The sequence below is a fragment of the Bacillus sp. CIS52 genome (assembly GCF_053545315.1).
On the sequence record NZ_JBIUFR010000001.1, the window covers coordinates 1,887,938 to 1,902,427 of the forward strand.

General features: G+C 52.2%; 9 protein-coding genes. 8 read left to right on the plus strand and 1 reads right to left on the minus strand.

What is annotated here, in order from left to right:
* Window positions 1–20 precede the first annotated feature (20 nt).
* From ACH32G_RS09260 to ACH32G_RS09295, 8 genes are all read left to right on the plus strand, one after another.
* Window positions 21–617: a sulfite oxidase-like oxidoreductase gene (locus ACH32G_RS09260; RefSeq protein ID WP_045926060.1), complete on the plus strand. Its 597-nt coding sequence runs from the start codon at window positions 21–23 to the stop codon at window positions 615–617.
* A 169-nt stretch (window positions 618–786) separates the two neighbouring features.
* Window positions 787–1,656, plus strand: coding sequence for an alpha/beta hydrolase (locus tag ACH32G_RS09265; protein WP_448814240.1), 870 nt, complete (start codon window positions 787–789; stop codon window positions 1,654–1,656).
* 135 nt (window positions 1,657–1,791) lie between these two features.
* Complete coding sequence (locus tag ACH32G_RS09270) at window positions 1,792–2,577, plus strand: 2,3-dihydro-2,3-dihydroxybenzoate dehydrogenase (protein WP_016938092.1); 786 nt, start codon at window positions 1,792–1,794, stop codon at window positions 2,575–2,577.
* A 28-nt stretch (window positions 2,578–2,605) separates the two neighbouring features.
* Window positions 2,606–3,802, plus strand: a complete 1,197-nt coding sequence (gene dhbC / locus ACH32G_RS09275) for an isochorismate synthase DhbC (protein ID WP_448814241.1) — start codon at window positions 2,606–2,608, stop codon at window positions 3,800–3,802.
* A gap of 18 nt (window positions 3,803–3,820) precedes the next feature.
* Entirely contained in the window at window positions 3,821–5,446 is a 1,626-nt protein-coding gene (locus ACH32G_RS09280; RefSeq protein ID WP_448814242.1) for a (2,3-dihydroxybenzoyl)adenylate synthase, read from the plus strand.
* Window positions 5,447–5,462: 16 nt separating this feature from the next.
* Window positions 5,463–6,389, plus strand: coding sequence for an isochorismatase (locus tag ACH32G_RS09285; RefSeq protein ID WP_016938095.1), 927 nt, complete (start codon window positions 5,463–5,465; stop codon window positions 6,387–6,389).
* A 15-nt stretch (window positions 6,390–6,404) separates the two neighbouring features.
* Entirely contained in the window at window positions 6,405–13,532 is a 7,128-nt protein-coding gene (locus tag ACH32G_RS09290; protein WP_448814243.1) for an amino acid adenylation domain-containing protein, read from the plus strand.
* A gap of 18 nt (window positions 13,533–13,550) precedes the next feature.
* Window positions 13,551–13,766: an MbtH family protein gene (locus tag ACH32G_RS09295; RefSeq protein ID WP_045925859.1), complete on the plus strand. Its 216-nt coding sequence runs from the start codon at window positions 13,551–13,553 to the stop codon at window positions 13,764–13,766.
* A 45-nt stretch (window positions 13,767–13,811) separates the two neighbouring features.
* Here ACH32G_RS09295 and ACH32G_RS09300 read toward each other — a convergent pair whose 3' ends face one another.
* A complete protein-coding gene (locus ACH32G_RS09300; protein ID WP_448814244.1) occupies window positions 13,812–14,489 on the minus strand; it encodes a DUF2278 family protein in 678 nt (225 codons plus the stop codon).
* Window position 14,490 lies beyond the last annotated feature (1 nt).

Below are 14,490 nucleotides of genomic sequence, written 5' to 3' on the forward strand. Positions count from 1 at the left end.
TACTAAAAGGAGGGAGCCCTATGTTTTTCGGGAAAACGAAACAAACAGGACAGTCGGATCGGATTCCGCCAAACCAAAATGTCACAACGAAGTTTCCCGTGCTTCACGCCGGAAATGTTCCTTATTATGAAGATATGTCAAAATGGAACCTGCAGGTGTACGGGCTTGTCGATCGTCCTATGCTGTTAAGCTTTGACGATATTAAAGCCTTTCCGAAAGCCGAATTGAAAAATGATATTCATTGCGTTACGGGCTGGTCCCGTCTTGATAACGTCTGGCAGGGCATACGCGCGAAAGACATCGCTGAGAAAGCGGGTGTGCACAAAGAAGCCGGTTTCGTCATTTTGCACGCTGAAGAGGGCTGGACGGCCAATCTGCCGCTTTCTGATTTTACGCGGGAGACATCCCTGCTGGCATATGCGCATAACGGCGAGCCGTTAACGCCCGAACACGGCTATCCGCTCAGAGGCGTTTTCCCCCATCTTTATTTTTGGAAAAGCGCCAAATGGCTGCGCGGCATTCAGTTCACAAAGGAAAACCACCCCGGCTTTTGGGAGAAAAACGGCTACCATATGAGGGGAGATCCATGGAAAAATCAGCGCTTTACATGGGATTAAACACATATCATCATATAGTTCTTAGGTACCTTATTGAAATAAGGTGCTTTTTTTATATCCAAAATCCATTGACTTTGTTTGGCAAAAAACCTATTATTTGAAGTGTCTTTTGATATTGAAAATCATTATCAATAAGCGGAGCGAATGTCATAGAGGGGATGAACTCATAATGGACGGAAAACAAACAAAGCAGGGTCTCGCGCAGGCCGGACGATACGCGATTCCGGGTACAGAAGTAAGAGAAATGCGTTCAAAAGGAGGCCGTACGTATCGTATCTTCGTCTCTTTTCCTCAGGAACAACCGCCTCCATCCGGCTTTCCCGTCATCTATCTGCTTGATGCGAATTCCGTGTTCGGTACAATGGCCGAAGCGTTGCGGATGCAAAGCCGCCGGCCGGAAAAAACAGGCGTTGTCCCGGCGGTGATTGTCGGAATCGGCTACCCGACTGATCAGCCGTTTTCCGCCGAACGCCACAGTGATTTTACGATGCCGCTCTCTGAATCAGAACTGCCGGTGCATCCGCGCGGCGCGGCGTGGCCTGAACAGGGAGGAGCGGAAGCGTTTCTGGCATTTATAGAAGAAGCAGTAAAGCCCGCGGTGGAGCGGGATTATCCGATCGACAGAGACAGGCAGACGATTTTCGGCCATTCACTGGGCGGTCTTTTTGTGCTGCAAGTGCTTTTGACGAGACCGGACATGTTCCAGACCTATGTTGCCGGGAGTCCGTCAATTCACTGGAACAAACGTTTCATTCAGGAAGAAGCGGAGCGTTTGTCAGACCTGCTCTCTGAGGACAATCTTCAAGTCAGCGTACTGCTGGCAGCGGGAGAAATTGAAAAGACACATAAAAGCAAAATTCCGCAGCACGCAGAGGCGCTGTATTCTGTACTATCTGAGTTTGAAGGTGGCGGAGTCCGCGCTGAATACCGCGAGTTTGAAGGAGAGGGCCATATCTCTGTCCTGCCCGTTTTAATCAGCAGGGCCCTGCGTTTCTGCCTGAATCCGGGAGGGCCGCATACCCCGTATTCTCCTGCCTGAGAAAAAACAGGCCCTTCGAACTAAATGCGGCTGATTCTAATTTTCTAATTGACGGAGTGTTTTGATTTGGATATGATTGTCTTGAATCATAATTGATAATGATAATCATTATCAATATAGAAAGGGAATGATAATATGGACGCATTGGGAATGAGAGGGAAAACGGCGGTTGTCACCGGCGCCGCTCAAGGCATCGGAGAAGCAACAGCGCTCGCCCTTGCTGAACAAGGCGTAAATGTGGCTGCTATAGATAAGAACGAAGGCCTGCTTCGGGGGCTTACTGACAGACTCAGGGAAAAAGGCGTGCAGGCACAGGCTTTCGCAGCAGATGTATCAGACAGTGCGGCTGTCAATGATATCATCGCCGCCGTTGAACACGACATGGGTCCTATTGAAATATTGGCGAACGTTGCGGGCGTGCTGCGGCCAGGGCCGGTGCATTCCCTCAGTGATGAAGAGTGGGATCAAACATTTTCAGTTAATACGACCGGTGTATTTCATGTGTCACGGGCTGTCAGCCGATACATGATGGAGCGGAAAAAAGGCGCCATCGTAACGGTCGGTTCAAATGCAGCCGGAGTTCCGCGTGCTTCCATGGCGGCTTATGCGGCGTCGAAAGCGGCAGCCGTCATGTTTACGAAATGCCTCGGGCTGGAGCTTGCGGCCTATCATATCCGCTGCAACATCGTATCTCCCGGCTCAACGGAAACCGACATGCAGCGTGCGCTGTGGCGGGATGAAAACGGAGCACAGGACGTTATCAGAGGTTCGCTTGATACATATAAAACGGGAATTCCGCTTCAAAAGCTGGCAAAGCCTTCTGATATTGCAAATGCCGTTTTGTTTCTGGCCTCTGAACAGGCAAGCCATATCACGATGCATGATTTATGCGTGGATGGCGGCGCTACTTTAGGCATTTGATGTAACGAGAAGGAGGGACAATAAAATCATGACAAATCAACATTTATTGACGGAAGTGTCTGCAAAAGAGGTGCTGGACGCTTACAAGCCCAGAGCGTTCTTTTTAGCTTCCCCGAAAAGTACGCTCCTTGCAGAAGGTATGTTTGCAAAAGTGCCGGATGCAGACGCGGAGAATCAGCTGGACTCACTGCCTGAACGTGTGAGACAGACGCTTCTTGAGGCAAAGCAAGCCGGCATCAAACATCCGATTGTGGCCGGCGCCATTCCGTTTGACGGGAGAAAAGCTTCGCGGCTTTTTGTACCGAAAGCCGTCCTAACGGCAGGGCCGCTTTCGTTTACGGAAGCTTCCGCAGAAAAACCCCAAGCGAATACATATGACATCCGGCCCGTTCCTGACCCTGAGGACTTTATGAGCGGTGTGGAACAAGGCGTTTTAAACATTACGGACGGTCCGCTCAGCAAGATTGTACTGTCAAGGACGCTGCATCTGACCGCTGAAAGAGATATCGACATTCCCCAGGCCGTCAAGCATTTGGCGCAGCACAACCCGCGCGGCTATACATTCGCTGCAGATGTGACGGGGACGTCAGAAACAAGAAAAACGCTTTTCGGCGCGAGTCCTGAACTGCTTCTGTCGAAAAACGGAACATCCATTTTGTCCAATCCGCTGGCAGGTTCCAGACCGCGAAGCACAGATCCCGCTGAGGATCAGAGAAGAGCGGAGGAACTTCTGCAATCAGCTAAAGACCTGCATGAACATGCCGTAGTCGTGGCCGCAGTTGCCGCCGCACTTAAACCATTCTGCCGTTTGCTTGATGTGCCGGAAAAACCGTCACTCATTAAAACTGAGGCGATGTGGCACTTGTCCACCGAGGTGAAGGGAGAGCTTAGTGATCCGTCAACGACATCGCTTGAGCTGGCCATCGCTCTTCATCCGACGCCCGCTGTATGCGGAACGCCGACGGATGCGGCGAGAGAAGCGATTCAAAATATTGAGCCGTTTGACCGCAATTTCTACACGGGAATGGCGGGCTGGTGTGATGCTGAAGGTGACGGAGAATGGATTATCGCACTCCGCTGCGCCGAAGCGGAAACAAGGTCTCTACGGCTCTTTGCGGGTGCCGGGATTGTCGCCGGATCAAAGCCGCAGGACGAACTGGACGAGACATCTGCGAAATTCCGCACCATGCTCCGGGCGATGGGGCTTTATCAAGATGAGATGTAAAAAAGGAGGAAACGGATCGTGCTGACTGGATTTACGCCATGGCCGGAAGAATGGGCTGACAAATACCGCAAAGACGGCTGCTGGAAGGGTGAAACATTCGGAGGGATGCTGAAAGAGCGCGCGGCTTTATACGGAGATCAAACTGCCGTGACGTGTAAAGGTGTACATTGGACCTACAAAGAATTGGATGAAAGGGCTGACCGTTTGGCTGCGGGACTGCACAAGCTCGGAATTCAAAAGGAAGACCGCGTTGTCGTTCAGCTGCCGAATATCGCTGAGTTTTTTGAAGTGATTTTTGCGCTGTTCCGGCTCGGGGCGCTGCCCGTCTTCGCGCTGTCTTCTCACAGAAGCAGTGAGATTACGTATTTCTGCGAGTTTGCGGAGGCGAAAGCATACATCATTCCTGATACGCATTCAGGCTTTGATTACAGAACGCTTGCCAGACAGGTGAAAGACAAACTTCCGGCTTTGGCGCATGTCATTGTGGCCGGCGACGCTGAGGAATTTCAGGAACTGAGCAGCCTGCATAGAGAGCCCGTCCAGCTGGAAGACGTCAGCCCGGCGGAAGTCGCCTTTTTACAGCTTTCAGGAGGCAGTACGGGGCTGTCCAAGCTGATTCCGAGGACACACGATGATTACATATACAGTCTGCGCCTCAGTGCGGAAATATGCGGCTTGGATCATCACAGCGTTTATTTAGCCGCTTTGCCGACAGCGCATAATTATCCGCTCAGCTCACCCGGTGTGCTGGGAACTTTATATGCCGGGGGCCGGGTTGTTCTGTCACCCGCGCCGAGTCCGGATGACTGCTTCCCGTTAATTGAAAAAGAGCGTGTCACGATTACAGCGCTCGTCCCGCCGCTTGCGATGGTGTGGATGGAAGCATCCGCTTCGCGACGTGATGATTTATCAAGTCTTCAAGTGCTTCAGGTTGGAGGCGCCAAATTCAGCGCTGAAGCGGCCCGCCGTGTGAAAAGCGCTTTCGGATGCACTCTTCAGCAGGTTTTCGGAATGGCGGAAGGATTGGTGAATTATACGAGACTGGATGATCCCGAGGAGATCATTGTCAATACGCAAGGCAGACCGATGTCACCATTTGATGAAGTGCGGGTTTTAGATGATGACGGACGGGACGTGGCTCCCGGGGAAACCGGACATTTGTTTACACGCGGCCCTTACACGATCCGCGGATATTATAAAGCGCCTGAACATAATAAAAGATCATTCACAGATGACGGCTTTTATCAGACCGGCGATCTCGTCAAACTGACGGCGGACGGTTATATCGTCGTCGAAGGACGCGCGAAAGATCAAATCAACCGGGGCGGCGAAAAGATTGCCGCTGAAGAGGTGGAAAATCACCTTCTGGCTCATCCTGCCGTTCATGATGCGGCCATGGTTTCAATGCCGGATGATTTTCTCGGAGAGCGGTCCTGTGTGTTCGTCATTCCGAAAGGAGAAGCGCCGAAACCGGGAGAGCTGAAAGCGTTTTTACGGGAGCGAGGGCTGGCGGCATATAAAATTCCCGACCGGGTTGAATTTATCGCTTCTTTCCCAAAAACCGGCGTCGGCAAGGTCAGCAAAAAGGACCTTCGCGAAACGATCGCCCAAAAATTGAAGCCTGCTGAAATCAAACAATCATAAAAAGGAAGTGTTTATATTGGCTATACCGGCTATTCCCGCATATGCGCTGCCGACAGCGTCAGATATGCCTGAAAATAAAGTATCATGGACGCTGAACCCGAAACGCGCGGTGCTTTTAATCCATGACATGCAGAATTATTTCGTCGATGCTTTTGAGAAAGGGAAGGCTCCGATCACGGAGGCGGCTCAGAATATCAAGAAAATAAAAGAGCAATGCAAAGCGCTCGGCATTCCGGTGGTGTACACCGCGCAGCCGGGCAGCCAAGACCCGGCAGACCGCGCCCTGCTGACGGATTTTTGGGGGCCGGGACTTAAAAGCGGTCCTTATGAAGAAAAGGTCATTCCGGAGCTTGCCCCCGAAGATCAGGACATTGTCCTCACAAAGTGGAGATACAGCGCGTTTAAACGGACGAATCTCCTTGATATCATGCGTGAAAAGGGCAGAGATCAGCTCATTATTACGGGAATTTACGCACACATCGGCTGCCTCGTCACAGCCTGTGAAGCTTTTATGGATGATATTCAAAGCTTCTTTATCGGAGACGCCGTAGCTGACTTTTCTTCAGAAAAACATAAGATGGCCATCGAATATGCGTCCCAGCGCTGCGCTTACACAGCTTTGACAAACGAAGTGCTGGAAGTGCTGGGCGGCTCGCCGGTTTCTGACGGAAAAGAGAAGACTCCCGCCGCATTGACAAAAGAACGGGTTCGGGAGCAAATTGCGGCGATTCTTCAAGAATCCCCGTCCGATATTCCGGATCAGGAAGACCTGCTGGACAGGGGCCTTGACTCCGTCAGAATCATGAGCCTTGTCGAACAATGGCGCCGTGACGGAGCTGAAGTGACGTTTGTGGAACTGGCGGAGAATCCGACGCTTGAAGAGTGGTGGAGACTGCTTTCTTCCCGATCTCAAAAAGTCTTGCCGAATGCAGATTATTTATAAGGGAGAGAAAATAGAATGCATGATACACAACAGCTGCCTCTGACAGGCGCACAGGCCGGTATCTGGTTTGCGCAGCAGCTTGATCCTGATAATCCGATTTACAATACAGGCGAGTATGTTGAGATAAATGGCGCGCTCGATGTGAACATATTTAAAACGGCTCTTGAACGTGTGCTGACCGAAGCCGCATCATTACACGCCCGCTTCACAGAGGGAACAGACGGACCGAGACAGACGATCGCTCCTTCTTGTGAGGCCGCGATTGATGTCATAGATGTGAGCGCAGCGGCTGATCCGAAGCAGGCCGCACTCAGAATCATGCAGACTGATTTGGCTGAGCCCGTTGATATGGCGGCCGGGCACTTGTACCGCGACATTGTATTCCAAGCCGGACCGGAACGTTTTTTCTGGTATCAGCGCATTCACCACATCGCGATAGACGGCTACGGTTTTTCACTGCTGGCACGGCGTACGGCGCAAATGTACACTGCAATGCGGGAGGGACGTCCGGATAACGGGCGCTCCTTCGGTTCTTTGGAGGATCTGGTAAAAGAAGATCAAGAGTACCGCGCGTCTGATCAATTCCTGAAAGATCAGGAATTTTGGATGGAGAAATTTGCCGATGAACCTGATGTCGTCAGCTTGGCGGAAAGAGCGCCGAGAATGTCAACAAGCTTTCACAGGAGCACGGCTTATCTTTCTGAAACGGCTGTACAGCATGTGAAATCGATTCCGAACTGGCATGAGGCGGTCACGGCTGCGGTAGCTGTATATGTTCATCGGATGACAAGCGCCGGGGACATCGTGCTCGGTTTGCCGATGATGGGACGGATCGGCTCGATTTCACTGAATATTCCGAGTATGGTGATGAATCTGCTGCCTTTGCGGCTTGCTCTCCGCCCGGATATGAGTTTTCACGAGGCGGTCAGCCAAGTGGCAAAAGAAATCCAAAGCATCCGGCGTCATCAGAAATATCGCCATGAAGACCTGCGCCGCGATCTTAAATTATTAGGAGAAAACCGCAGGCTGTTCGGACCGCAAGTCAATGTGATGCCGTTTGATTACGCGCTTGATTTCGCCGGATCGCGGGGAACCGTTCATAACTTATCAGCAGGGCCCGTTGATGATTTGTCAATTAACGTTTACGACAGAGCCGACGGCAGCGGATTGCGTGTGGACTTTGATGCGAATCCGGAAGTGTACAGCGCCGAAGATATTGAAAACCATCAAAAACGCTTCCTGCTGCTGCTGGAATCAGCTGTGAAAGACCAGACACAAAAAATCGGCACACTCAATCTTCTGCTTGAAAGCGAACGTCTCCGCGTGCTGAAAAGCTGGAATGACACGTGCAAACCTGAAAAGCAGAAAAGTCTCCCGGAGCTGTTTTACGACCAGACCGTAAAAACACCGCACCGCCCGGCAATCATCACGGAAAACGAAGAGCTCACCTATGCCGAATTGAACAAGCGCGCAAACCAGCTTGCCGGCATGTTAAAGCAAAAAGGGCTCGGGCCGGAACAATTTGCCGCTTTACTGCTTCCGCGGTCACAGGATTTGGCCGTGAGCATGCTGGCTGTTTTGAAAACGGGAGCCGCGTACCTGCCGCTTGATCCTGATTTTCCTTCTGAGCGGATCACATACATGCTCAAAGATGCACAGCCTGCATGTCTGATTACAACGATGGAATTATCGGGCCGCATGCCGGAAGACAGCAATGCAAAAAGGATTATTCTTGATGACCCGGATACGGTAAAAATCATTGCCGGTCAAAATGCTGACGGTCCTGCTCAGGCGGAATGTTCACCTTTAAACCCTGCTTATATCATTTATACTTCGGGCTCAACGGGCAGACCGAAAGGCGTTGTCGTCACATTAAAAAGCGTAAGCAATTTTCTCTTATCCATGCGGGAAATGTTTCCGCTTGGCGGACAAGACCGCCTGCTCGCCGTTACGACTGCGGCGTTTGATATTTCAGGACTTGAGCTCTTCCTTCCGCTCATCAGCGGGGCAGGGTGCGTCATCGCCCGAAAAGAGACGATTCAGGAGCCGCAGGCGCTTGCGCACATGATTCACTCATACGGTATTTCAATCATGCAGGCAACACCGACATTATGGCATTCATTAGTCACAAATGAACCGGATTCACTTCGGTCGCTGCAGGTGCTTGTCGGAGGTGAGGCGCTCCCGAAAGCGTTAATGCATGCCCTGCTTGAATTAGGCTGTACGGTGACGAATCTGTACGGGCCGACTGAAACAACAATCTGGTCGGCCGCACAGCCGCTTGCAAAAGACTATACAGGGGCGCCCCCGATCGGAAAGCCGATTTGGAACACGCGGGTATATGTGCTGGATGCCGCATTGCAGCCCGTCCCGCCGGGAGTTGCGGGTGAGCTTTATATCGCGGGCGAGGGGCTTGCCAGAGGCTATTTTAACAGGCCTGATTTAACAGCGGAAAGATTCATTGCCGACCCGTACGGCCCCGCAGGTGCGAGAATGTACCGGACGGGCGATCTCGTGCGCTGGCGTGAGGACGGTTCACTTGATTATATCAGCAGATCCGATCATCAAATTAAAATCCGCGGATTCAGGATAGAATTAGGGGAAATTGAGACGGTGCTGTCGAACTATCCGGGTATTTTGCAGGCCGCTGTCATTGTCCGTGAAGATCAGCCGGGAGGCAAGCGGCTGGCGGCTTATGCTGTCGCGGATCACCCCCTTGATATCGGCGGCCTTCGTGCATATATGGGCGAAAGCCTGCCGGATTATATGGTGCCGGGCGCATTTGTACAGGTGGAGGAACTGCCGCTGACACCGAATAAGAAGCTCGATCGCAATGCTCTGCCTGCCCCTGATTTTTCCGCTGTCCTGAGTGACAGAGGGCCGCGGACGCCGCAGGAAGAAATATTATGCGAGCTGTTTGCCGAGGTTCTCGGTCTTGCACGGGTCGGAATTGATGACGGATTCTTTGAACTGGGCGGCCATTCACTCTTAGCGGGACGCCTGATGAGCCGGATCCGGGAGACGATGGGCGCAGAGCTAGGCATCGGCCGTCTGTTTGATACACCGACGGTTGCCGGGCTCGCCGCACAGCTGGACACTGCAAAGAATGCGCGCCCACAGCTTAAGCCGTTTGCCCGGCCGCAGCATATCCCGCTGTCATTCGCGCAGCTGCGTCTGTGGTTTCTCTACTGCCTTGAAGGTCCGAGCCCGACTTACAACATTCCGGTGATTGTCCGTATGTCAGGAAAGCTTAACAAAACAGCGCTGAAACACGCCTTTTACGATGTTGTCAGCCGCCATGAAAGCCTGCGCACCGTTTTTCCGGAAAATAAGGGCTCGTCTCATCAGCTCATTTTGCCTGCTGAAGAAGCCTGTCCCGTGTTTACAGTGACACATGCAGACGAAAACGAGCTTCAAGACATGCTTGCCGCTGCGGCACGCTACCGGTTTGATCTCGCAAAAGAGCCGGCCGTACGGGCTGAGCTGTTTGATCTTGGTGACGGTGAATATGCGCTGATGGTTCTCCTGCATCACATCGCAGGTGACGGCTGGTCCTTGAATCCGCTCATGCGTGACTTATCCGCAGCCTATATCGCCCGCCAAACAGGCAAAAAAGCAGAATGGCCGCCGCTATCGGTTCAATATGCTGATTATGCGCTTTGGCAGCAGCAGCTTTTAGGAAGCGTATCTGATTCTGAGAGCTTAATAGCGCGCCAGTTGAATTTCTGGAAGAAAACACTTGAAAATGTACCGGATCAGCTGGAGCTGCCGTCTGATTTTCCGCGACCCGCCGAATCAAGCTACAGAGGCGGCGTCATTCCGGTCAAAATCGGCCAAGAGCTTCATACCCGTCTTCTCTCACTTGCCAGAAATCAGCGCGTAAGCCTGTTTATGGTGCTTCAATCAGGGCTTTCCGCACTGCTGACCCGGCTCGGGGCCGGAACCGATATTCCGATCGGCAGTCCGATAGCCGGCCGCAGTGATGACGCATTGGGCGACCTTGTGGGCATGTTCATTAATACTCTCGTGCTGAGAACCGACACCTCAGGAGATCCAAGCTTTTGTGAGCTTCTTGAAAGGGTCCGGACGATAAATCTCGCCGCATATGAACATCAGGACGTGCCGTTTGAACGTCTCGTGGAGGAATTGAATCCGGTTCGTTCCCGGTCAAGACATCCGCTGTTCCAAGTGATGCTCGCATTCCAAAATACGCCTGATCCTGTACTCAGCCTTCCGGACATGGAAACAAGCCTGCAACTCAGCAGCGTCGGAGCGTCCAAATTTGATTTGACGCTGGAATTGGCTGAACAGCGCCATGACGACGGGACGCCTGCCGGTATTGAAGGTCTTTTGGAATTCAGCACGGACCTATTTAAAAAAGAAACGGCTGAAGCACTTGCGGGACGTCTGGTTCTTCTGCTCGAAGATGCTGTATCGCATCCGGAAAAGCCGATCGGAAGCTTAACGATTCTTTCTGATGAAGAGCGCCGAAAGCTATTGCCGGTTAAACGGAATAAACAGCACACTCAGCCTCGAAAGACATTGCCTGAACTGTTTGAAAGACAGGCCGCCGAAAAACCGGATGAAACGGCGGCCGTATATAAAGAGAGCCGGCTCACTTATAAAGAGCTGAATCAAAAAGCCAATCAGCTCGCACATTTGATGATCGCCCGCGGCGTCGGCCCGGAGCAGTTTGTCGCGCTGGCCCTGCCGCGCTCTTTAGATACGATTGTCGGGCTGTTAGCCGTCCTGAAAACGGGAGCTGCGTATTTGCCGCTTGATCCCGATTATCCGTCGGACCGCATCGCTTTTATGTTACAGGATGCCAAGCCTGTATTTATGCTTACCAATCGTGAAGGCGCAAGTAAGTTTCCTGCCGAAAGCGGTATGCCGTCCTTCATTTTGGATGACCCGCAGAAAAAAGAAACACTTGAGCAATATGCCGTCACGAATCCGACTGACGCAGACAGGAGTTGTCCGCTGTCACCGCTTCATCCGGCTTACGTCATTTACACGTCGGGATCGACCGGTGTGCCGAAAGGAGTCATCATCCCGCACAGCAATGTCATCCGGCTGTTTGATTCGACACAGCACTGGTACCGCTTTAATTCTGATGATGTATGGACGATGTTTCACTCTTACGCATTCGATTTCTCTGTCTGGGAAATGTGGGGGCCTTTGCTTCATGGCGGACGTCTCGTCGTCGTGCCGCATGACATCAGCAGATCGCCGGAAGCGTTTCTGGATCTTCTTGTGAAAGAGCGGGTGACCGTGCTTAACCAAACGCCGTCAGCGTTTTACCAGCTGATGCATGCGGAAAAAGAAAACGAAGAACTGGGGCGGCAGCTCGCACTCAGATATATCATCTTCGGCGGCGAGGCGCTTGAGCTGGGCCGGCTTGAAGATTGGTACAGCCGCCATCCGGATGATAAGCCGGTGCTCATAAATATGTACGGCATTACGGAAACGACGGTGCACGTCAGTTATCTTGAATTAGACAAAAACATTGCGGAACTGAAGGCAAACAGCCTCATCGGCTGCGGCATTCCTGATCTGAACGTATATGTGCTTGATGACCGGCTTGAGCCTGTGCCTCCGGGCATCACAGGCGAAATGTATGTTGCAGGGGAAGGTGTGGCACGCGGTTACTTAGGGCGGAAAAGCCTGACCGCGGAACGCTTTGTGGCTGATCCGTACGGCCCGCCGGGAACGAGAATGTACCGGACGGGGGACTTAGCCCGCCTGCGGATGGACGGTTCTCTTGATTATATGGGAAGAGCGGATCACCAGATAAAAATCCGCGGATTCCGGATTGAACTGGGAGAAATCGAGGCCGTTCTCGTCAAACATCCGGGAGTTGAGGACGCGGCTGCAGTCGTCCGTGAAGACCGGCCGGGAGACAAACGGATCGCCGCTTACCTTGTCCGCTCTGACAGCAGCAGCTTAGATAGGGGAGAGATTCGCCGGTTTGCCGGAGAAAGCCTGCCGGATTATATGGTTCCGTCTGCTTTTGTCCAAATGGATGAACTGCCGCTGACACCGAATGGAAAGCTTGACCGAAAAGCGCTCCCTGCGCCTGACTTCCAAATGGAGGTCTCCGGCCGGGGACCGAGAACACCTCAGGAAGAAATGCTGTGTGAGCTGTTCGCAGAGGTGCTGCACCTGCCGCGTGTCGGTATTGAAGACAGATTCTTTGATTTAGGCGGCCATTCTTTGCTTGCGGTCCATTTAATGAGCCGTATTCGGGAAGCGATGGGAGCCGAGCTCAGTATCGGAACATTATTCGAAGCTCCTACGGTGGCAAGTCTTGCTGAAAGGCTTGAGACGGGCACAGGGACAAGCGCGCTTGATGTGCTTCTGCCGCTCAGAACAGCCGGAGAAGAAACACCGCTGTTTTGTGTCCATCCTGCCGGCGGTCTCAGCTGGTGTTATGCCGGGCTGATGTCTTCTTTAGAAGCCGATTATCCGATATACGGTTTACAGGCGAGAGGCATCGGAAAAAAAGAACCGCTTCCCGAAAGCCTTGATGACATGGCGGCGGATTATATTGAAAAGATCCGCACCGTGCAGCCGAAAGGGCCGTACCGTCTGCTCGGCTGGTCTCTCGGGGGAAATGTCATTCAGGCCATGGCGACACAATTACAGAGCCGGGGCGAAGAGGTTTCGCTTTTGGTGATGCTTGACGCGTACCCGAATCATTTTCTGCCGATAAAAAATGCGCCTGATGACGAGGAGGCCGTCATTGCGCTGCTTGCCCTGGGAGGGTACGATCCGGACAGCCTCGGGGATCAGCCGCTTGATTTTGACACCGCGCTGACCATTCTCCGCCGTGAGGGAAGCGCATTAGCCAGTCTGGACGAGTCGGTGATGATGAACCTGAAAGACACGTACGTCAATTCTGTCGGGCTGTTAGGGAAGTACAAGCCGAAGCCGTTCCACGGAGATGTACTGTTCTTCAGATCCGCGATTATTCCGGAGTGGTTTGACCCGATTGAGCCGGATACTTGGAAACCGTATATTACGGGAAAAATCGAGCGGTATGATTTAGACTGCCGCCATAAGGATATGTGCCAGCCGGGACCGCTTGCCGACATCGGCGCGATTCTGGCAGAGAAATTAAACGGACGGCGTACAGTCCGGTAAAGAAAGGATCAATCTGCTATGACAAATCCATTTGAACGGGAAGACAGCTTATATCATGTCCTGGTCAATGCTGAAGGCCAGTACTCACTGTGGCCGGCCTATCTTGATGTGCCGGACGGCTGGGAAACCCGCCTGACGAATGAAAACCGCTCCGTTTGTCTCGAATATATTGAAACAAACTGGCGTGATATGAGGCCGGAAAGCCTGAAACAGGCCGAAGCCGCTAAGATGTAATAAATTAAAGCCTGCCGCTATTTCGGCAGGCTTTTTATACGGATATCAGCTGTTAAGCTGTGTATGATCACAAAATGTATAAGGGTGTCCTTCTTCATTCGTGCACCATGACTGAGACAGAAAAGCCAAAAAGACCGCGGCCCACTGGTCTGCAAACTGGATTAAAATACCGCCGTCGTGCCACGTTCCGTTATCCTTCTTCCAGCGTGTGTCAATTGGATTTCCCTGATTCATATGAATATTATGCATGCCGTTTGTCGGTTTGAATCCGAAAATCTTATCAGCGCCCGGCTCCGGTCCGAATTTAGAGCCGTAAATATAGACGGCGGCTTTTTCAGATTTGGCTTTTTGCATATACGTCTCAATAAAATCATTTAAGTCATTATCAGGCCCGGTGACTTCATGCGGGAGCGGCACCATGTTCCGGGGATCAAACAATCCGCCGCGGACATAATCCAGCGCCAGCTCACGGCTCGTTTCATCAATTGGGGTGTACCCATACGGTATGTTCGGCAGCAGGGTGATCGCGCTTGCGTCAAAATGATCGCGCGCCGCATACAGAACCTCTGATTCTTGTGAACTTGACATGACATTGATCGCACAGCGATAGTGCGTATCAGGCTCGCCTAGCACCTCGACTTGAAAATGCGGAGAATCATCATCTGTTTCCCTTCTCATATCTAACACAGTGCCTTTTAATACACCATAGTGCTGAACAGCCATA